The organism is Candidatus Pantoea symbiotica (assembly GCF_056491525.1).
The window spans coordinates 369,741-389,475 of the sequence record NZ_JBSZHR010000002.1 but is presented as its reverse complement, the minus strand read 5'-3'; the positions used below and the strand labels follow the sequence as shown (position 1 = coordinate 389,475).

Annotated in this window: 19 protein-coding genes and 3 tRNA genes; 11 read left to right on the top strand and 11 right to left on the bottom strand. The window is 54.5% G+C overall.

Annotated elements, in window-relative coordinates:
• Nucleotides 1-125 precede the first annotated feature (125 nt).
• The 3 genes from yjjG to ACXIZX_RS02415 are packed head-to-tail and all read right to left on the bottom strand — an operon-like array spanning nt 126 to nt 1,640.
• Nucleotides 126-809 (bottom strand): pyrimidine 5'-nucleotidase, encoded by a 684-nt coding sequence (gene yjjG, locus ACXIZX_RS02425; protein ID WP_479403531.1) that lies wholly within the window; start codon nt 807-809, stop codon nt 126-128.
• 8 nt (nt 810-817) lie between these two features.
• Nucleotides 818-1,258, bottom strand: coding sequence for a ribosomal protein S18-alanine N-acetyltransferase (gene rimI / locus ACXIZX_RS02420; RefSeq protein WP_479403530.1), 441 nt, complete (start codon nt 1,256-1,258; stop codon nt 818-820).
• A complete protein-coding gene (locus tag ACXIZX_RS02415; protein WP_061718184.1) occupies nt 1,230-1,640 on the bottom strand; it encodes a DNA polymerase III subunit psi in 411 nt (136 codons plus the stop codon). The genes rimI and ACXIZX_RS02415 overlap by 29 nt, the downstream gene beginning before the upstream one ends.
• Nucleotides 1,641-1,872: 232 nt before the next feature.
• Here ACXIZX_RS02415 and rsmC point away from each other — a divergent pair, with 232 nt between their 5' ends.
• From rsmC to ACXIZX_RS02395, 4 genes are all read left to right on the top strand, one after another.
• The gene (gene rsmC / locus ACXIZX_RS02410) at nt 1,873-2,904 is read left to right on the top strand and encodes a 16S rRNA (guanine(1207)-N(2))-methyltransferase RsmC (RefSeq protein WP_008101784.1); all 1,032 of its coding nucleotides are present in this window, start codon (nt 1,873-1,875) and stop codon (nt 2,902-2,904) included.
• Nucleotides 2,905-3,036: 132 nt separating this feature from the next.
• Nucleotides 3,037-3,123 (top strand) — tRNA-Leu (locus tag ACXIZX_RS02405).
• Nucleotides 3,124-3,157: 34 nt separating this feature from the next.
• A tRNA-Leu gene (locus tag ACXIZX_RS02400) sits at nt 3,158-3,244 on the top strand.
• A 29-nt stretch (nt 3,245-3,273) separates the two neighbouring features.
• Nucleotides 3,274-3,360 (top strand) — tRNA-Leu (locus ACXIZX_RS02395).
• A gap of 90 nt (nt 3,361-3,450) precedes the next feature.
• Here the strand turns inward: ACXIZX_RS02395 and ACXIZX_RS02390 are convergent.
• The gene (locus tag ACXIZX_RS02390) at nt 3,451-3,735 is read right to left on the bottom strand and encodes a DUF1435 domain-containing protein (protein ID WP_008107719.1); all 285 of its coding nucleotides are present in this window, start codon (nt 3,733-3,735) and stop codon (nt 3,451-3,453) included.
• 228 nt (nt 3,736-3,963) lie between these two features.
• On the opposite strand from ACXIZX_RS02390, the gene ACXIZX_RS02385 reads away from it, so the two are divergent.
• From ACXIZX_RS02385 to ACXIZX_RS02375, 3 genes are all read left to right on the top strand, one after another.
• Nucleotides 3,964-5,058: a GGDEF domain-containing protein gene (locus tag ACXIZX_RS02385; protein ID WP_154181768.1), complete on the top strand. Its 1,095-nt coding sequence runs from the start codon at nt 3,964-3,966 to the stop codon at nt 5,056-5,058.
• 134 nt (nt 5,059-5,192) lie between these two features.
• Nucleotides 5,193-5,987, top strand: a complete 795-nt coding sequence (gene fhuF, locus ACXIZX_RS02380; RefSeq protein ID WP_479403529.1) for a siderophore-iron reductase FhuF — start codon at nt 5,193-5,195, stop codon at nt 5,985-5,987.
• Nucleotides 5,988-6,082: 95 nt separating this feature from the next.
• On the top strand, nt 6,083-6,547 hold the full coding sequence (locus tag ACXIZX_RS02375) for a YbaK/EbsC family protein (protein ID WP_061718187.1): 465 nt from the start codon (nt 6,083-6,085) through the stop codon (nt 6,545-6,547).
• Here ACXIZX_RS02375 and ACXIZX_RS02370 read toward each other — a convergent pair.
• The 4 genes from ACXIZX_RS02370 to ACXIZX_RS02355 form a co-directional block, all read right to left on the bottom strand.
• Nucleotides 6,544-7,764, bottom strand: coding sequence for an MFS transporter (locus ACXIZX_RS02370; protein ID WP_008107723.1), 1,221 nt, complete (start codon nt 7,762-7,764; stop codon nt 6,544-6,546). The two genes, ACXIZX_RS02375 and ACXIZX_RS02370, sit on opposite strands and share 4 nt — an antisense overlap.
• A gap of 222 nt (nt 7,765-7,986) precedes the next feature.
• A complete protein-coding gene (locus ACXIZX_RS02365; protein ID WP_008107729.1) occupies nt 7,987-8,964 on the bottom strand; it encodes a nucleoside hydrolase in 978 nt (325 codons plus the stop codon).
• 12 nt (nt 8,965-8,976) lie between these two features.
• Nucleotides 8,977-9,999: a LacI family DNA-binding transcriptional regulator gene (locus ACXIZX_RS02360; RefSeq protein WP_008107730.1), complete on the bottom strand. Its 1,023-nt coding sequence runs from the start codon at nt 9,997-9,999 to the stop codon at nt 8,977-8,979.
• A gap of 75 nt (nt 10,000-10,074) precedes the next feature.
• On the bottom strand, nt 10,075-11,457 hold the full coding sequence (locus ACXIZX_RS02355; RefSeq protein ID WP_091003759.1) for an MFS transporter: 1,383 nt from the start codon (nt 11,455-11,457) through the stop codon (nt 10,075-10,077).
• Nucleotides 11,458-12,040: 583 nt separating this feature from the next.
• On the opposite strand from ACXIZX_RS02355, the gene ACXIZX_RS02350 reads away from it, so the two are divergent.
• Entirely contained in the window at nt 12,041-12,595 is a 555-nt protein-coding gene (locus ACXIZX_RS02350) for a histidine phosphatase family protein (RefSeq protein WP_154193074.1), read from the top strand.
• On the opposite strand, the gene ACXIZX_RS02345 is transcribed toward ACXIZX_RS02350, so the two are convergent.
• A complete protein-coding gene (locus tag ACXIZX_RS02345) occupies nt 12,588-13,538 on the bottom strand; it encodes a YncE family protein (RefSeq protein ID WP_479403528.1) in 951 nt (316 codons plus the stop codon). The genes ACXIZX_RS02350 and ACXIZX_RS02345 overlap by 8 nt on opposite strands.
• A 415-nt stretch (nt 13,539-13,953) precedes the next feature.
• Between ACXIZX_RS02345 and ACXIZX_RS02340 the strand changes: the two genes are divergently transcribed.
• Complete coding sequence (locus ACXIZX_RS02340; protein WP_008107736.1) at nt 13,954-14,967, top strand: glycosyltransferase family 32 protein; 1,014 nt, start codon at nt 13,954-13,956, stop codon at nt 14,965-14,967.
• Here the strand turns inward: ACXIZX_RS02340 and ACXIZX_RS02335 are convergent.
• Nucleotides 14,941-15,864: a LysR family transcriptional regulator gene (locus tag ACXIZX_RS02335; RefSeq protein WP_101762199.1), complete on the bottom strand. Its 924-nt coding sequence runs from the start codon at nt 15,862-15,864 to the stop codon at nt 14,941-14,943. The genes ACXIZX_RS02340 and ACXIZX_RS02335 overlap by 27 nt on opposite strands.
• Nucleotides 15,865-15,984: 120 nt before the next feature.
• On the opposite strand from ACXIZX_RS02335, the gene ACXIZX_RS02330 reads away from it, so the two are divergent.
• Complete coding sequence (locus ACXIZX_RS02330) at nt 15,985-16,374, top strand: tautomerase family protein (RefSeq protein WP_008107739.1); 390 nt, start codon at nt 15,985-15,987, stop codon at nt 16,372-16,374.
• A gap of 214 nt (nt 16,375-16,588) precedes the next feature.
• Nucleotides 16,589-18,880 (top strand): phosphatidylglycerol--membrane-oligosaccharide glycerophosphotransferase, encoded by a 2,292-nt coding sequence (gene opgB / locus ACXIZX_RS02325; RefSeq protein WP_479403527.1) that lies wholly within the window; start codon nt 16,589-16,591, stop codon nt 18,878-18,880.
• A 61-nt stretch (nt 18,881-18,941) separates the two neighbouring features.
• Here the strand turns inward: opgB and ACXIZX_RS02320 are convergent, their stop codons facing one another.
• On the bottom strand, nt 18,942-19,649 hold the full coding sequence (locus ACXIZX_RS02320) for a GNAT family N-acetyltransferase (RefSeq protein WP_179451926.1): 708 nt from the start codon (nt 19,647-19,649) through the stop codon (nt 18,942-18,944).
• Nucleotides 19,650-19,735 lie beyond the last annotated feature (86 nt).

The following is a 19,735-nucleotide window of genomic DNA, read 5'->3' as shown; positions in this document are numbered from 1 at the left end:
CTTTACCTCCTCAGCACCTTCATGAATAGATTCGTGAATAGATACTTGAATAGATTTTTTGCACAAAAAAGCCCGCACAGCGGGCTTCTTAGCATCATCACGATGGTAACGATGAATAGATACTTTTAATCTTTAGTAATAATCGCTTCCAGCTCGGCCAGCGTCTTAACCTGCCAGGTTGGCGTGATGTGATCCGGTAACGGACGCGTACCATGATCGATCCAGCAAGTCTTCAGGCCGGCATTCATGCCGCCGAGAATGTCCGATTCCGGCGTATCGCCGACCATCAGCACGCGGCTACGATCCGGATTACCCAGCAAGGCCAGCGTGTGGTCGAAGATCGCCACGTCAGGTTTCGGTACGCCAACTTCTTCAGAAATCACCAGCGCATCAAACACATCGCGGAAACCAGTGCGCTCAAGGCGCGCCTGCTGTAACGCGGTGAAACCGTTGGTGATGATGGCGATCTTCACCTTGCCTTTCAGCGTCTCCAGCAGATGCGCTGCGCCTTCGAGCGGCAGGCAGATATCGGCCATTGCGCTGAGGAAATCGCTGTTAAGCACTTCCGGCGCGACGCTGAGCTTTTCGCCCCACAAGGTGAAGCGGCGCGTTTGCAACTGCAGCGCGGAAATGGTGCCGTTCTGGTAATCGACCCATAGCGGTTTATTGATCGCCTGATAATCGGTGTAATCCTGCGCGGAAAATTGCACGTCATAGCGGGCAAACATGCGCTGCAAACCGGCGTAAGCATCGAAATGGAAAAGCGTGTCGTCTGCATCAAACAGGATGCAGTCCCAATCGTTTAGCATGGTGCTCCTTAAAGGGTTAGCGCCATAATGATGGCATCTTCTCGTCCGCTGGCAGTGGGATAATAGTTGGGGCGTACGCTCACCTGATGGAAATCCAGCTGCTCATACAATGCAATCGCTGGCGTGTTTGAGGCGCGCACTTCCAGCCACAGCGTCATGACGTCGCGCTGCTCGAGCTCAGCAATCAGATGCTGTAACAGCTGGCGCGCCAGACCGCGACGTTGGAAATCGGGATCCACCGCAATGTTGAACAGCGACGCTTCATCCAGCACCACCTGGGTGATGGCGAAGCCGGCCAGCTTACCTTCATCTTCAATGCGGAAATTAACAAAACGTTCGCCTTGGTTGCTGCTAAACGTCTGCTCGCTCCACGGGAAAGCATGCGCGCGGCGCTCAATCGCCAGCAGCTGCTGCTGGTCTTCAGGGGTGATTAAAGAGATGGCTGTCATGGTTACACATCTGTTGCCACAGGGCGCGTTTTGCGGCGCCGCTGCTGATCAGTTCATTGAAAACGGCGGTGTTAAAGGTAATGCCGTTAAAGGGATGTTCGCTCTCGACGCCCAGCAGCCATCCAGCGCAGTCGAGCTGCTCCGGTAGCATTTGCAGCTGGTCTGGCGTTAACGCCATCACCTGCGCGGGTTGAAGGTTCAGCGCGCGCAGCACGTCGCGAATTAGCGGTTCTTGTAGCGTTGGCGCCTGTTCGGCCACCAAAACCAAACGTGTGTCGGGCAAAAGCGTGACGGCAATTTCCCCTTGCAGCACGCGCGGACGCCGCAGCTGATACTGCGTAATCCCCATTTGCTGTAGAAGCCAGTCGCGCCTTGTACTCATGCTATTACCCGTTATGCTGCCAGAATGCGACGCTATGCTAGCAAACCCATCGAACATGCGCCAACAAAGCACCATACACAAAATAATTCGAGTTTCAGGAAGGCGGCAAACGAGTGAGGCCCGATGAGCTTACTTCAGGTAAGTGATTCGGGTGAGCGAGAGCAGCCAACGCACCTGTAACTTGAAGTATGACGTGTATATAATCCACGCTCTGATTTAACAGGAGCGTTCCATGTCTGCTTTTACCCCGGCCAGCGAAGTGATTCTGCGCCACAGTGATGAATTTACCGCCCGCCACGTGTTGTTTGCTGGCGACCTGCAGGATGACCTGCCCGCCCAGCTAGAAACCGCGTCGAGCCGCGTGCATACCCAGCAATATCATCACTGGCAGAACCTTAGCCATCGCCTTGGTGAACGTGCGGTTTACAGCATGGTCGCAACCGCTGCCGATGTTGAAGGCTGCGATACGCTGGTTTATTACTGGTCCAAGAACAAACCCGAAGCGCAGTACCAGCTGCAAAACCTGCTCTCTCTGCTGCCGGTTGGCTGCGATATCTTCGTGGTGGGTGAAAACCGCAGCGGCGTGCGCAGCGCCGAAGGCATGCTGGAAGAGTGGGCAACGCTGGAGAAAGTCGACAGCGCGCGTCGTTGCGGCCTGTATCACGGTCGTCTCGATAAGCAGCCGACCTTTGATGCCAGCAGCTACGGCAATACCTATCAGCTCGAGGATCTCACCATCCATACCTTGCCAGGCGTGTTCAGCCGCGATGGCCTGGATATCGGCAGCGATCTGCTGCTCTCCACGCTGACGCCGCACTTCCGTGGCAAAGTGTTGGATATCGGTTGTGGCAGCGGCGTGCTGGCGACCGTAATGGCGAAAGTGTCGCCGCGCGTACGTTTGTGGCTGTGTGATGTGCACGCTGCCGCGATTGAAGCGAGTAAAGCCACACTGGCCGCCAACGAACTGGAAGGTGAAGTGTTTGCCAGTAACGTGTTCTCTGACGTTACCGGCCGTTTTGACATGATCATCTCCAACCCGCCGTTCCACGATGGCCTGCAAACCAGCCTCGAAGCGGCCAACACGCTGATTCGCGGTGCGCTTAAGCATCTGAACAGCGGCGGCGAACTGCGTATCGTGGCTAACGCCTTCCTGCCGTATCCGCAAATTCTCGATGAAACCTTCGGCAATCACGAAGTGCTGGCGCAAACCGGACGCTTCAAAGTCTATCGCGCCGTATATGGTCGCGGTGCCAAAACGCGTTAATTCAAGCGCGGCGGCAGAAACGTTGCTTTTTACAGCGATCGTTTTGCCGTCGCGAAATATGTGTTGACGCAATGAGTAAAATCTCTAAAATGCGCCTCCGTGGTTAGCAATACTTTAGGGTGTTGTTAGTTTGCGATGGTGGCGGAATTGGTAGACGCGCTAGCTTCAGGTGTTAGTGTTCTTTCGGACGTGAGGGTTCAAGTCCCTCCCTTCGCACCAAACTAAAATCACACAGTTTATATCTGCGCACTGAGCGATGGTGGCGGAATTGGTAGACGCGCTAGCTTCAGGTGTTAGTGTTCTTACGGACGTGAGGGTTCAAGTCCCTCCCTTCGCACCAATGCGACGATATAAACAGACAACTAAGATGCGATGGTGGCGGAATTGGTAGACGCGCTAGCTTCAGGTGTTAGTGTTCTTACGGACGTGAGGGTTCAAGTCCCTCCCTTCGCACCAACAGTTGTCACTCCTTTCGAGCAGTAAATTCCCAAAAGATTTCAACGAACTTCACGCTCTCAGCGTGATGTTGTCGTTTCTGCGATTTGATCAGATGACGTGGAAATTGACCGACACTGCCGCTAATCCGCCCGCCAATGCCAGACAAGACGGCAGCAAGAGATAGTGACGCAGACGATGATGAAACAGCATCACCACGGTCAGCAGCAGCGCCACAATCATCACCACCCGCCATTGGCTGAAACTCGGTTCCCATAACGCAAAAACCGGCATAGCCGCGCAGGGTAATAACACGCCCCAGCCGCTATCCAGACGTTTACCCATAATCCAGCTCACGCCCCAAAGTCCGCAGGCGGCCATTATCGCCATGATCATTGCGCAACCCTCAGATGATAAATATTCGCATTATCATATGACAATATTTCTCATCTTGCAGCGAATTTTTTGTCGCAAGCCATGCCGGATGACAGAATTACTGGAAAATGCTAAATTGCCGCCGATAACAATATCGCTAACACAACAATAACGTGCTCTCTATCCGGGTAGGTAAACTATTACTTACGGGTAGCGCTTTGATATATCAGGGCTGTCACGAGAATAATAATGAAATTACAATCTTATGATGAGTTGAAACAGAGTAAATATCGGCTGTCGCTGATGCTATTTCTGTTTCTTAATGTCGCCGTTTCGCTTTTTTGCCTGCTGCCGATTTTAGGCAGCGACAGCCCAATCCGCTCGCTGCCGGTTGCCGTTGTGGCGGGCTTCAGCTCCACGCTGCTGGTTATTTGTTTAATGGCGTCAAAACAAAAATTACCGCTATTAAATCCTGTCGCTTTTATATTGGGTGCGCTGTGGGCGTGGCATATTAACCACAGATATCATCTGGTTTACTATTTTGATGGCAGCTTTTTAATTATCAGCCTGTTAAGCGTTTTCTTTATCAGTGCAATTGCGCTGAGTGATTATTTGATCGCATTTTGTTTACACATCACGCCGCCGGTATTAACCGTGCTGTTATTGGATGATGGTCAGCATTTAATGATGATCTTATTCACTATTACACTGCCGTTAATCGGCTTTTCACTGCACCATTTAATGCGTCGTCGCTTTGATACCTTTACCCGTCGGCTGGTGAGCCAACTATATGAGGAAAAAGAGAGCTTCAGCGATTTGAGCATGCTGGATCCGCTTACCGGCTTGTACAACCGCCGTGGATTGAAGAATCGCCTTGATACCATTATGGAAAACCACGCCGGCAGCCACTTTGTGCTGCTGCTGGATATCGACCACTTCAAAGCCTACAACGACAATTACGGCCATGCGATGGGCGATCAGGCGCTGGCACGCGTGTCCGTAGCAATCCGCGACGCGGTACGCTCGCGCGATGTGGTCACGCGCTACGGCGGCGAAGAGTTTCTGGTGCTGATGACCAACGTGAACGCCTCAATTGCGATGAAACTGGCTGAGCGCATTCGTCAGTACGTGGTGGATTTGGAAATTCCGCATCGCTTCAATGAGAAAGTGTCGACGCACGTCACCATCAGCGCGGGGATTGCGCCCATCTTCGATGAGGATTTTGATCAGGCGGTGGCCAATGCCGATCGCGCACTATATGTGGCGAAAAATCAGGGACGTAACACCATTTTAGCGTGGGAAGATTTGCCGAAATTGACCCAGCCGAGTGACAACCTGGCGTAAGGTTTTGCTGGTCGCCATGAATGGCGACCCTACGCAGACCTCGTCAAGATTTGCAACATGTGCAGAAATGTTGTTCAAAACGACGGGAACGATTATCATTTGTCTCTCGATTCCCGTTATCACTCAGGACCGGCATGGCCATCATCACGCGTCAGGATCATCGCTTCAGCGAGCATCCGCTGATCTTTATGCAGAGCGATCGCAGTTTAGCGAGCGCGCTGGAAGATCTGATGCGCGATCAACGCAGCTACATGCTGGACAACCTCAAGCTCGGCCAACCGGCACCCGCCGGGACGTTAACGCTGGCCGAGTGGTCAAATCCGCTTCACTATCGCCGCCTGACGCAGCGCTACAGCGACTATCTCTATCGCGATCACCCCGATGTGCAACAGGAAGCTAAGCCGCTGCAGTCGCTGTGGGCGCAATGGTATTTTGGTCTGCTGCTGCCACCGCTGATGATGGCGTTATTACAGGAACCGCGTGCGCTGAACTGCTCGCCGCATCTGATTCACGTTGAGTTCCACGAAAACGGCCATCCGTGCGCTTTCTGGCTGGATGTGCAGGAAGATGACGATGCGCGCTACTTCAATGCCCAGCAGCGTATCGATCGCCTGATTCAGCAATGCCTGATTCCGGCAGTGAACGGCATGACGCAGCACGGTGATATCAATGCGAAGCTCATCTGGAACAACATGGGCTTTTCGTTTTACTGGTTCCTCGGTGAGCTGAAAAACCAGCTGCCGGAAGAGACGATTTTGCAGTTAGAGCAGGCGCTATTTTTCACTCAGTCACTGCTCGATGGCAGCGATAACCCGCTGTATCGCACCATGATCCCGCGCAATGGCGAAATGGAGCGACGCAGCTGCTGCCAGCGCTATCGCATCCCCGATGTAGAACGTTGTGGTAACTGCACGTTAAAAGCGGTGTAGCACCCGCGCATTCTGTTACAGATTCTCCTTTTCTCCCGTTTACACTTTTCCAGGCTTATGGCATTTTTTTGGCTCTGTTTTTACCGGAGATAACAATGAGCCTGGAGTCGGTACGGCACTTCTTTGCCGAACATGCACCGGATATCGACATCATCGAGATGCCGGAAAGCACCGCCACCGTTGAGCTGGCCGCACGCGTTCATGGCGTTCAGCCTGGGCAAATCGCCAAAACCCTGTCGCTGAAAGTGAAGGATGCCATCGTGCTGATCGTCACGCGCGGCGATGCGCGTCTCGACAACCGCAAGCTGAAAGCTGCGCTCGGCGCCAAGGCGCGCATGTTAAGCGTGGATGAAGTGGTGAACTGGACCGGGCATCCGGTCGGCGGCGTCTGTCCGTTCGGGCTGGAAAATCCGCTGACCATTTATTGCGATGTGTCGCTGCGCAGCTTTGACGAAGTGCTGCCAGCAGCAGGATCGATTCATAGCGCGGTACGCATTTCGCCGCAGCGCATGGCAGAACTCACTGCGGCGAAATGGGTTGACGTCTGCGAGGCGCTTTAACGCGACTCGCGCGCGGCAGCACCGGAGATTTCGATGCCGCGCGTCTCCCGACCAAAAGCCACCAACACGCAAATCAGCACCGCCACCGTTCCGGCGACAATCGCCATCCCCAAACCATAATTGCCGCCGTGTGCCTCGGCAATACGCGACTGCACCGTCGCATTCACTGAGGCAATTAAATTCCCCAGTTGATAGACAAAGCCCGGCAGCACCGCACGCGCGTTGGCGGGCACCAGTTCGGTGAGATAGGTCGGCACCACACCCCACGCGCCCTGCACCATAAACTGCATCAGAAACGCGCCGATACCGATCATCCATGAACCGCTGGAGAAGGCCCACAGCGGCAGCACCGGCAGCGCGAGGAATGACGCCAGAATAATCGCGCGCTTACGGCCAATGCGCTCGGAGAGTGCGCCAAAGGTGATGCCGCCCAGCATCGCCGCGATGTTGTAGCTAATAGCAATAATGCTGACGGTGTGCGGATCAAACTGATGCTGCACTTTCAGGAAGGTGGGATAGAGATCCTGCGTACCGTGGCTGAAGAAGTTAAAGCAGGCCATCAGCAGCACCATATAGATACAGATTTTCCAGTGCTGGCGGATAATCGGCAGCAGAGCATTGCTCTCTTTACGCTCGCGCGCCGCCAGCCACACCGGCGATTCTGGCACTTTGAAGTAGATAAACGGCAGCAGCAGAATCGGCAACGCGCCAATCAGGAACATGCCGCGCCAGCCGACCGTTTCGAAGAACAAACCAAAAATCACCGACGCCAGCAGATAGCCGCATGGATAACCGGCCTGGAAGATGCCGGACATCAAGCCGCGCGAGCGATCCGGAATGGTTTCCAGCGCCAGCGACGACGCCACGCCCCAAATGCCGCCCATCGCCACGCCGTAAATCACGCGGAAACCAAGGAACGCCGTGAAGGTGGGCGACCACGCCGAAAGCAGTTCAAACGCCGAGAACATCACGATATTGAGCATCAGAATCGGTCGGCGGCCATACTTCTCCGCCAGCCGACCAAACAGCAGCGCGCCGATCGGACGCACGGCGAGCGTGAGCATGATGGCGAGGGATACATCGGAGACGCTGGTATGGAAATACTGGGCAAGATCGCTGAGGACAAACACTAAGATAAAGAAGTCGAACGCATCCAGCGTCCAGCTCGCGAAACTGGCAAAAGCCACGTTGCGCTGGGTCGCAGTCCAGTTGAACATGTTGTTATCCTGTCTGATTAGCTTCCGGATCGTTGGCCGGATTTATAGTAGAAGTTACCGCGCGAATAATTTCACGAGTTACTATTATGTTAACTATTTGTATATAGCATGTCAGAAAGGCGGACTGGGACGGGAATTGTCAGCGAGTGATTCGCGGTGTAAAAAAGCGTGTCATGTTGAAGAGGAAGGTCGCCATAAATGACGACCCTACAGTGACGGACGTTACAACTGATTAAACGCCTTTTCGATCATCTCCAGCAGCAGCGCGTTATTGACGGTTTGAATCACATGCACCAACGCGCCGGTCTGCGGCGGCACGCCGATATCCAAACGCAGCGGCGTGCGATAACGCCAGCTTTTGCCGCGCGTGGCGCCGGGACGCAGCTCAATATCCACATGATAATCCACGCCGTCGGCGACTCGCTGATTCAGCAACCACGCCACCACCAGCGCATCATGAATCCAGCAGCCGGGCAAATGGCGGGTGCGAATCGAATAATCGATCCACGGACGTAACGTCTCGCGCACAAACTGTGGCAATGGATGATCGTTAGCGGTAAGCCGCGTGAGATCCTGCTGCGTCATCAAGGTTTGCGTGGTGGCATCCATCGGTACCAGCGTGATGGTCGCGCCGCTGTGCAGTACCTGATGCGCCGCTTCCGGATCGAGGCCAAAATTGGTGTCTTTGATGTAATCATCCAGCGCGAACACGCCGCCCATAATCACAATCTCTGCCACCGATTCCGCCATGGCCGGATAACGCTGCAGCGCCAGCGCCACGTTGGTCAGCGGGCCGATCGCCACCAGCGTAAACTCGCCGGGATTGTCACAAATCAGTTGGCCCATTACGCCAGCCGCGTCATGCCCATCCGCCGGAATGCGCTGCGGCTGCCGCACGCCGCGCCACAGTTCACCAAGCTTTTCATCGGCTACGTGATCAAGACGCGCACGCCACGGCGCAGGATCTTCGCGCAGCGCCTGCAACGCGCCCTGCACCACCGGAATGTTACGTCCCAATCGCTGCAGCAGATCTTTGGCGACCTGCGCACCGACCGCGCTCGGCGTGTTGCCGGTGACGGTGGTAATTAGTTCCAGCGACAGCGACTTCGAAGCCAATGCTAACGCCAGCGCAAGGCCGTCGTCGGTGTTGGCGCCCGCTATACCGTTTCCCGGATCACAATCGATAATCAATCTTTTCATAGTGTTATAGTTTTATTGTTGTTGAGTAAGCTGGCAGCCACAGGACTCACCGATTTCTAAGTGGTGAGGGAACTCCGCCAGCTTCGCGTCGCCATCCCAATTTTTGAGCATGGCAATCGCACTGCGCGCCATATCACGCAGCGGCTGACGGACGGTGGTGAGCGTCGGCACATGAAACGCCGACTGATCGGTACCGTTAAAACACACCAGCGCGACATCCTGCGGCACGCGCAGTCCATGCTCCGACAGCGCACGAATGCAGCCAATCGCCTGGCCTTCATTACTGGTAAACAGCGCGCGCGGCACACGACCGCTGGCTACCATGCGCTGCGCGGCGTCATAACCGCCCTGCCGCGTGTAGCTGGCCGGAAAAATCATCGCCTCATCCGCCAGCAATCCTTTCTGCGCCAGCGCATCGCGCCAGCCCTGAATACGATCCTGCGCGTTAAGCATATCCAACGGGCCGCTGATCATGCCCACCTGCTGATAACCGTGACTGAGCAGATGCGCCGTCACCTGGCACGCCGCTTCGCGTTCATTAACGCGCAGCATGCTGACGCCTGGACGTGGCTCAATGCGATCCAGCATTACCAGCGGCGTACCGCTGGCCTGAATCACATCAATATAGGGATGGCGATCGACGCTGTTATAAAACAGACCATCAACCTGACGATTTAACAGACCCTGAATAATCTCCAGCTCGCGTTTGCGATCGTCACCGGCATCACCCAGCAACATGACGTGGCCGTGATTCATCGACTCCTGCAACAGCATGTGCGCCATCGAAGCAACAAAGGGATTACCGATGTTCGGCACCACTAAACCAAAGGTTTTGGTGCTGCCCGAAGCCAGCGCGCGCGCCACCGCATTGGGGCGGTAGCCGGTCTGCTTGATCGCCTCCAGCACGCGCTGACGCGTGGCTTCTGCCACCGGTCGCGGGCCGTTATTGATCACGTAACTAACCACCGCCACCGAGGTGCCGGCAATTTTTGCCACGTCCGTGCGCGTTACGTTTCCGGTTGGAGATTTCGCCATTCCTTTGCCCCTGCGTAAATGCCATTGGCCGGAATCGCCGGCCAATGGTGATGATGGTTTACGCGATCCTGCTGGTCAGATGGCATCTTCCGGCAGATTGAGATCGCGTCCGCGCGTTTCCGGCGCCACGAAAGTGGTGAGAAAACCGATGCTGGCCATCGCCGTGAAGTAAACTGCAATCGGCCACCAGTGTCCGGTAAACGACAGCAGCGCCGCCGCCACTAATGGCGCGGTGCCTCCTGAAAGGATAGACCCCAGCTCTTTCGCTACCGCCATCTTGGTGTAACGACGCTTCACGCCAAACATCTCGACGCCCCACGCTGCCTGCACGCCGAAAATACCCAGCGATGCCAGCGCCATACCGACCACAATTACCGCCATCACAATCGCTGGATCGCGGCTGTCCATCAGACTGAAGGCAGGCCAGGCGTAGAACATCAGCAATAAGCAGAAACAGCGGTAGGTAATGCGGCGACCAAAGCGATCCGACAGCCAGCCGGCAAACGGAATAATCAGGAAGCCAAGTAAAGAGGCGATGAATACCGCCGTGGTGGGCACCGATTTGTCGAGCATCAGTACTTTGGCGACATAACCGACAATAAAGCCCTGCGCCAGATAAGAAGGACCGTTTTCGCCGATGCGTAAACCGACCATGGTCCAGAAAGCGCGGGTGCGGCGCCAGAAGCTGCGCGTATCCACTTCTTCTTTCGCCTGTGCCAGCGTGGCGTTACGTTCGGCCTGCAATTCCGCCTGCTGGCGTTCAAACACCGGCGTTTCACGCAGATTGCGACGAATCCACAACGCCACCACCGCAATCAGCACGCTGCTGAGGAACGGAATACGCCAGCCCCACGCCAGCAAACTCTCTTTGTCCATCTGGATCACCGCCAGCCATACCAGCGACGCAATCAGCGTGCCGCTGTTTGAGCCCAGCGCAATCACCGACGAAACCAAACCGCGACGTTCAACCGGTGCATATTCGCCCAGCATCACCGTACCGCCAGACAACTCTGCGCCCGCCCCCAAACCTTGCGTAAAGCGCAGCAGCACCAGACATGCGGGAGCCCAGACGCCAATGCTGGCATAGGAAGGAATCAAACCAATGAGTGTTGTGGAGGCGCCCATCAGAATGATGGTCGAGATCATTACCGTTTTGCGGCCCTTGCGATCGCCAATCCAGCCGAACAGCAAGGCACCAATCGGGCGAGCAATAAAGCCGACTGACCAGGTGGCAAAACTCGAGAGCAAGGCGATAGCAGGCGTGGCTTCGGGGAAGAAGACGTCACCAAAGATAATGCCGGCGGCGAGGCCATAGAGCGCAAAATCCGCATATTCCATCGCGGTGCCAAGCCAGCAGGAGAACGTGGCGCGCCAGAAATCTTTACGGCCGGAAGATGTTTCAAACCGCGCGTCGGCAGCTGAGGAGGATGTCAGTGAGCTTTGTTGCGAAACCGTCATAACCCATTCCCTGAAAGAGGTAAAAACAGTAAACGCCCTTCCGTGGGTCAGTTCCCTTGCAACAAGCGGAACTCCCCGGTGGCGACGTTCAGTAGGCAAACCTGGATGAAAAATCAGTAATGAATTCCCTGGTGTTGGAATCCGCTTCTTCGCCTGTTCCCGCCGATGTAATTTTCATCGATCGCATTAATGAGGCAAATGTAACTGGGTCATCTCAAGGCCAACTTCGTCTCTGGCACCGTGAGTTATCACTATGGAGATAGTCTATCTACGCGCGTAGATAAATCAAGTGATAATAGAGAAATTTATTAGATAAACTTCACTATAACTCATGAAAACAAGGCAAAAATGGCGTCAAATCATGACATTACATCTAATGCATGGCGCAAGAATTGTCTTATTGAAGCTTGATTGACGATTATTGCTTACCATTTAACGGCGCAGGCTAACTCTTCATCGCGCTGTTTTTCGCACAGTTCAGTTAAGGTTTAATGACAAACAGGCAATACTCTTAAATCCCGTCATGGATGCGCGACTTACTTAACGTCTGCATTACACTGGAGCAATACCACTCAGGAGCGCTATGACCATTATTCTTATGCGACACGGTAAACCCGATCATCCAGTCAATGGGCGCTTTTCGGCGCGGGCATTGGCTGACTGGTGTGAAGGTTACGATCAGGCTGATATTTGCGACTCCCCGCCGCCGCGCAGTCAGACCATTGCGCGACTCGCGAGTGTGATCGCCACCAGCCCGCTGCCGCGCGCCCGTTCGTCGTTAACGCGTCTGGGTTTACAGCCGCACGCGGTGGATGAGGTTTTTAGCGAAGTCGCGATACCGACGTTGCCGTTTGAGCGCCTGCATCTGCCGCTCAACGTCTGGCTAGCGCTATTACGCCTGTTATGGCTGTGCGGCTATAGCGGCCATGTCGAATCGGTGCAGCATGCGCGTCAACGCGCCCGTCTGGCGGCAGATAAACTGGTGACGCTGTCGCAGCAAGGCACGGTGTTATTGGTTGGTCACGGCATCATGAACAAGCTGATTGCGCGTGAGTTACGCAAGCGCGGCTGGCAGGCCGAAAAACATGCCAGCAGCCGCCACTGGAGCAGTGCGATTTATCATCGTCCATTCATTTAAGTTGGAAGTAGCTCAGCACCTCACAACCGGTACCGGCCTGCGGCGTGGCAATCACCTTCATCTGCTGCAAATCAATCACGCTGAGCGAACCGTCGCCCTCATTCGCAATCAGCAAGCTGCGATTATCCTCACTGAAGCAGCCATCCATCGGCTTATTGCCAACCTGAATATCGCCGAGCGGATTGAGCAGATCGTCAAACAACGTTACCACCGGCTCCTGATCGCCAATCGCCACCAGCCGCTCACCGTTGGCACTAAAGCGCACTACCTGACAAGGTTGCTGATGGCCCGGCAATGTCAGGCGCTGGCGGATGCGATGACTTTGCCGATCCACCACATACAGCAGCGGCGCATCGGCGGCGCTCGCCACCAGATAAGGATGTTTAGGTGAGGCGGCGATACCGGAAATCGGGCCTGGCATCAGGATGTTGTCGATAATCCGCCCTTCCGCCTCACACAGATCCACCACGGTAATGCTGGCGTCCTCTTCATTTTCGGTAAACAGCTTGCGACCGCTGGGCGATAAAGTGAGCCGGTGCGCATTGTGCGAAGGCAGTTGAATGGTTTTCTCCACGCGATCGCTAACCGGATCAATCACTGCCACCACCGCGCTGTTTTCACAGCAGAGATAAACTTTGCCGTCACGTCCTAACTGGCCGCTGTGCGGTGCTTTTAATGGCGACAGATCGATAAAACCGCTGATCTGCCGCAGGCGTAGATCGATGATCGCCACTTTATGGCCAGGATGCGGATTGTCGCCGTGAATGCCGTCGCCGTAGATGGGTACGTAAGCTTTCTCCAGCTGCGGCAGCATCAGAAGCTCGTGTGGACGCGGCGGAAAAGCATTTAACTCTTGCTCAACGGCAAAGGTTTCGGGATTGAGAAACAGCACGCGATTGCCCTGCTTATCGACCGCCAGTAATCCACGGTTGTGTCGCTGCATAGTGTCTCCTTTTGTTGATCACCTGCTTTAAGCGTAGCTAACCCTCACTCAGGGTGGGATTTTCCCGGCAGACCAGCGAAAAATGCAGCCAGGTTAACAAGTGATCTCACGCGCACTTTTTAATCTCACCCGCGACTTACGCCACGCTCTGCTTATTTTATTAGGAATAGTCTTAATGGGAGAAAATAGAATAACCAACAATTCACGCGATTATTTATCGTTAATTTAAAGCTTAACGGATCCTTGATTTTCCGGTTTATCTGAAAGGATCAAAAAGTGATAGCCGCATCGCACAGAATGTTTTATTAAGCATAGGAGAGTACTTTTTTTACACACAGCCTAAAGGACAATCAAGAGCGCTCAGCGCCACGATCAGGGACGCCTTGCCACCATAATCACAATAATCAGGTGCATCATGAATAAAAAACGCCTTCAGCCAGCGTTAACCCTCTGGCATAACTGGAAAAGACTCGCGTTTACCAGCCAGACTTTCCTGCAGAAAAAACAGCATACTGCGCTCTGTGCGCCGGAATACGATCCCAGCGAAGAGGACAATATCGTGTTACTTTCTGGCGAAAAAGATCTGCCAGAGATTCCAAAGAAAGTCTGGATGTATTGGGATAATGAATATTTACCGAAATCACTGGCATTAAATATTAAAAAGATTCGTCAGGATAATCCCGACCATGAAATCCATTTATTAAATCGTTTAACGGTAAAAGAAGTTTTACCGGATTTTATATTCACCTCGACCCAATTAACCGCCCAGCAAAGAAGCGAAGTGATTCGCCTGGAATTGCTGTTGCGCTATGGCGGCATTGCCATTGATTGCAGCACCTTATTATTTGAAGATCTCTCCTGGGTGCATCGCGCGCATCAGGAACGTTGTATGGATGTGATTGGTTATTATCACGAAAACGCCACCGTCAACTATCTCGCGCCGGTGATTGAGAGCTGGTTCCTGGCGGCGACCGCCAATAATCCCTTTATCCGCGAATGGCAAAAACATTACGCGCCGATCAAACATCTCGGCGAACAGAATTACTTCAGTGAATTGACCAAGCGCGATGATTATTCCCTGCTGACGCAGAAGATTGCGCAGCCGGAGCAGCAATTAGGTTCACTGGCGCAGCAGATCGCCATGCGCGAACATCGCCGGGTGAATCTCTACCTGCGTAAATGCGAGGCTAACGCCTATTACTATCAGCGTTTAAGCGGCTGGAAGAGCGAGGCGTTTGCCCACGCGGTGCTGTTTCACCAGCGTCCACTCACGCCACCGCCGGTGATTAAACTCAGCGGCAATGAGCAGCTGCACCTCGACTTCAACCTGCGGCTCGGCCATTACAACCGCAGCAGTTTATTGGGCCAGATGATGCAAACGCCTGCGCCGATCGCACTGGCTTCACCCATCAACAAAGCGCGCGCGTAACCAATGGATAAGGGTGGTCACCGCCCGTGGCACCTGTGCGGCATACGGGCGTACCACCCACAACCGATCGGCGAAGGCATCCACCGCTTGCCACTGCGGCAGCACCTGCTGCAGCGTGCCGCTGGCTAATGCCGCGCTGGCGCTGAAGTCCGGCAGCATCGCAATGCCCAAACCTTGCAATGCAGCATCACGGATCGACTCGCTGTTGTTGGTGGCAAAATTACCCTGAATCTTTACCTGCACGGTTTCGCTGCCGCCGTCCGCTAATCGAAAGCGCCACTGCGGCGACTCGAGTCCGCGCGGGTAATAAAGACAATTGTGCTGCTGCAACGCCTGCGGTGAATCCGGCAAACCGTTCTGCGCCAGATACGCCGGCGATGCCACCAGCAGCGCGCGGGTTTCACACAGCGGCAACGCAACATGTGTTTCCGGCAGGCTATCGCTGTGGCGAATCGCCAGATCAAACCCTTCACTGCCGAGCGACACCAGACGATCGGTGACGTCCAGCTGCAAACGCACCTGCGGATAGTCGCGCAAGAAATCGCCGATGATCGGCACCAGCTGCTGACGCGCAAACGCCACCGGCGCCGTCACGCGCACCATGCCACGCACCGGACCCGCTTCATCACGTACGCTGAAAAAGCTCTGTGCGATACGCGCAAAGGGATCGCGCAGCTCATCCACCAGCTTTTCACCGGCAGAGGTCAGCCGCACGCTGCGCGTGGTGCGCTGCACCAACGCCACACCCGCCATCTTTTCCAGCTCTTTAATCTTCTGACTCATTGCCGCTTTGCTGACGTCTAATCGTTCCGCCGCGCGCGTAAAACTGCCGAGCTCAGCCAGCACGGTTAACCAGTGCAAATGGACCCAAAGGCTATCTGTTTTAATTTCTTTCATATCGATTGTTCAAAATAATAAATAATCATTTCAACCAGCGCGCTTTTTCTTTCCGGCAGCAAGCGGCAGCATAGAGCCACATCCTACTCTTTTCATGTGAGCAAAAACGAGGGTTTATTTATGCCGTTACTGACATTCGACGTTATTCAGGGCCGTTCAGAATCAGAAATACGCACATTGCTGGATGCCGCACATCGCGCGGTGTTAACCGCATTTAAAGTCCCGGCCCGCGATCGTTATCAGATTGTTCATGAAAACAAAGGTTATCAGATGGTCTTTCAGGACACCGGCCTAGGCTTTGAGCGAACCGACAATCTGGTGATGGTGCGCGTGTATACCAGCCCGAGAAGTGAAGAACAGAAGTGCCTGTTTATGGCAGAGTTAGCGCGCGAGCTGCTGGAAAATTGTGGCGTTCAGGGCACTGATTTGATGATTAGTTTTATCACCAACAGTAAAGGCGACTGGAGCTTTGCCGACGGCGAAGCGCAATACCTCACTGGAAAACTCTAATCCCCCTTCTCTGCCCTCACTGGCAGCAGCGCATCCGTTGCTGCCAGGCGAAACCACAGTCAGCCTTAACCCGCCTTAAACGAATCGGAATGCATCGCACAAATCTGGTTGGATGTGTTGCAGCCTTGTGACACCCAATATAGATTGACGCAAAATCCCCGCAGAGGGTCGTTGGCGCAAGGATTGCGTATTCATTCAACATGAGGATCTAACGTTGTCCGAATTGGTTTCGGTTGTACTCTTTTTGGCTGCGATTGCGGTCTACTCCTCTAAAGCCGGGCGAAATAAATTTTGGTTTAGTCTGATCCTGCTGCTGCTCACGCTGTTTATCGTGCTTAACGTCACGCTGGTCGCCAGTAACTATTTTACCGGCGATGGCATTAATGACGCGGTGCTGTATACCCTGACCAACAGCCTGACCGGGGCGGGCGTGAGCAAATATGTGGTGCCGGCCATCGGACTGATCATCGCGCTGTTCTCGCTATTTTGCCTGCTTTCGTGGTTACTGCGCCGCCGTAAGCGGCCGCATCACCTCGGCTGGAGTTTGCTGGCGATTGCCTGTGCCGCGGGTTCGGTACAAACCACGCCTGCGTTTCGCCAGGTGAAAGAGCTTATCGCCTCACATTCGCGCCTCGCCGATTCGGATTTCGAAAGCTATTACAAAACGCCTAACAGGGTGATCGCTGAGCCCAAGCTCAATCTGGTCTACATTTATGGCGAAAGTCTTGAACGGACCTATTTCGATCAACAGGCATTTCCCGGTCTGGCCCCGGAACTCAGCCGGGAAAAAGATAACAGCATCGATTTCAGCCAAACCGAACAGCTGCCCGGCACCGATTACACCATCGCCGGCATGGTGGCTTCACAGTGTGGCATCCCGCTGTTTGCGCCTTTTGATGGCAATGCCTCGGCTTCGCTCTCCAGTTTCTATCCCCAGAACATTTGTCTGGGCGACATCCTGAAGAACTCTGGCTACGAGAACTGGTTTATTCAGGGCGCAGATTTACGCTTCGCCGGTAAAGACACTTTCCTGCTGTCGCATGGCTTTGATGCGGCCAATATGTATGGCTCGCAGGAGCTGAAGAGTCGCGTCGCCGATCCCAGCTATCGTAATAACTGGGGCTACTACGATGACACGGTGATGGACGAGGTGTTTGAGAAATACGAGGAGCTGTCGCGCGCGCAAAAACGCTTCGCATTGTTCACGCTCACCGTCGACACCCATCATCCGGATGGTTTTATCTCGCGCAGCTGCCAGCGCAAAAGCTACAGCTATGATGGCAAACCCAATCAATCCTTTAGCGCGGTGGCCTGTTCGCAGGAGCATGTGGCGCGGCTGATTGAACGCATCAAAGCGTCACCGTGGTTTAAAAACACCATCATCGTGGTGACTTCCGATCATCTGGCGATGAACAACACCGCGCATCAATACCTGATCAAACAACCGCGCCATGACCTGTTTATGGTGATTCGTGGCGATCAGCCACAGGCGGAAGTGCTCGATGGCAAACGCAGCACGCTGGATAACGGTGCCACGGTGCTGGATATTCTCGGCGGGGATAACGCGATTGGACTCGGTCGCAGCGGCCTCTCTTCGAAATCGCTGTCAACCGAATTCGACGACATGGCAAAGCGCGTCACAATGTGGAAAGCGGACATTATTCAGCTGTGGAATTTCCCCAGCAAGATGGATAGCTTCACCGTCGATCAACAGAAAAACACCTTCAGCTTCTCTGGTGCGACCTTCAAATTACCGATTCTGTTCCGCGTATCCGACAAACATGTCGAACCGCTGCCGGAGGGGGAATACTCCGAACCGCTGCGTTATCAGCTGGCGAGTTTTGCTGCCGCCGACAAGTTCGTTTGGGTCGATCGCTGCTTTAAGATGGCGCGCCTGTGGCAGCCAGAGTTGGCGCTGTCGAACGATTTGTGTGTGTCGATGGGACAAATGGGCGCCAAACCCAGCGTAACCCGCATCGATAAAGCGCAGTGGAAAGGTAAAGTTAGCATCCCTAAAGCAGAAGTCAGTGCGGCAACCTTCCAGCTCAACGAGCAGCAAATACGCATCGAAGACAATGCGATTCGCTACAACGCCGACAGCTTCCTGTTAACGGTGCCCGGCGCGCCAAACAGCGTGAAGAGTTTTAAGGGGATATCACGTCCGGAAGATTGGGGACGCTGGTCGAATGCTAATCTTGCTCCTGAAGTGAATATTGAGTACACCGATCCGCTGCCTGAACGCTTTGATGTGGTGATCACCGCGCGGGCGTTCGGTCCGAATGCGCATCGTCCAATTCCCGTGCGCGTTGGCGATCAAGAGCAGCAACTGAATTTGGGTGATGAGTTCTCCACCACCACGCTGCATTTCACCAATCCAACCGGCAGCCGTAATTTGATTATTGCGCCACCGGAGCCGCAGGAGTCGAATGTCGGCAATATCATCGGTCAGGATCCGCGCAAACTGGGGATCGGCATGGTGGATATAAAAATAATTCCGCAAACCTAACGTAGGGTCGCCATTTATGGCGACCAGGTGCATGACGACCAGGTGCGCATGAATGCGCACCCTACGCGCGCAGCGCCTCCAGTTTTTCGCGTTGCGCCCCTTCCGCCGTAAAGTTCTCTGCCGCCAGCCAGCGTTCGAAGCCTTGTTTCACCTGCGGCCAGTCGCTGTCGATAATCGAGAACCAGCAGGTATCACGGCTGCGGCCTTTATAGACAATCGCCTGCCGGAAGGTGCCTTCAAACTGAAACCCTAAACGCAGCGCCGCGTTGCGTGATGGCTGATTGCAGCTGTCGCACTTCCACTCGTAGCGACGATAGCCCAGCTGCTCAAATGCGTAGCGCATCAGCAGATAGTGCGCTTCGGTGGCCATGCGCGTTTGCTTCAGCAGCGGCGAGAAGGCGACGTGGCCGACCTCCACCGATCCGTTTGTCGCATCAATGCGCATCAACGCCAGGCTGCCGACCGCACGATTGCTAACCGGATCGATCACCGCGAAATGCAGGGGATCGCGCCCATTTTCCAGCTTACGCGCATAGGCAACATAGGCTGCTTCATCGGCAAAAGGTTCGGCGAACATATAGGTCCAGTCACGCCCATCTGCAGCCAGCGCATAGGCAGCATAAAGTTCGCGGCCATGGCGCTCGGCACTCAGCGGTTCCAGGCGGCAATAGTCACCGGTGAAGGTTTCATAGTTCGGCCAGGCGCGGGGTTGCCAATCTGGCAGCGGAAATCCTACCGGTTGTCCGTAAGCATTGCTGTGTTGCGACATTCCTCAATTCCTTTATCAGTCAGGACCAGAAATGCAGAGTGCCACTTTGCTGGCGTGTTAAAAAGCGCCACAATGCCCGAAATTGA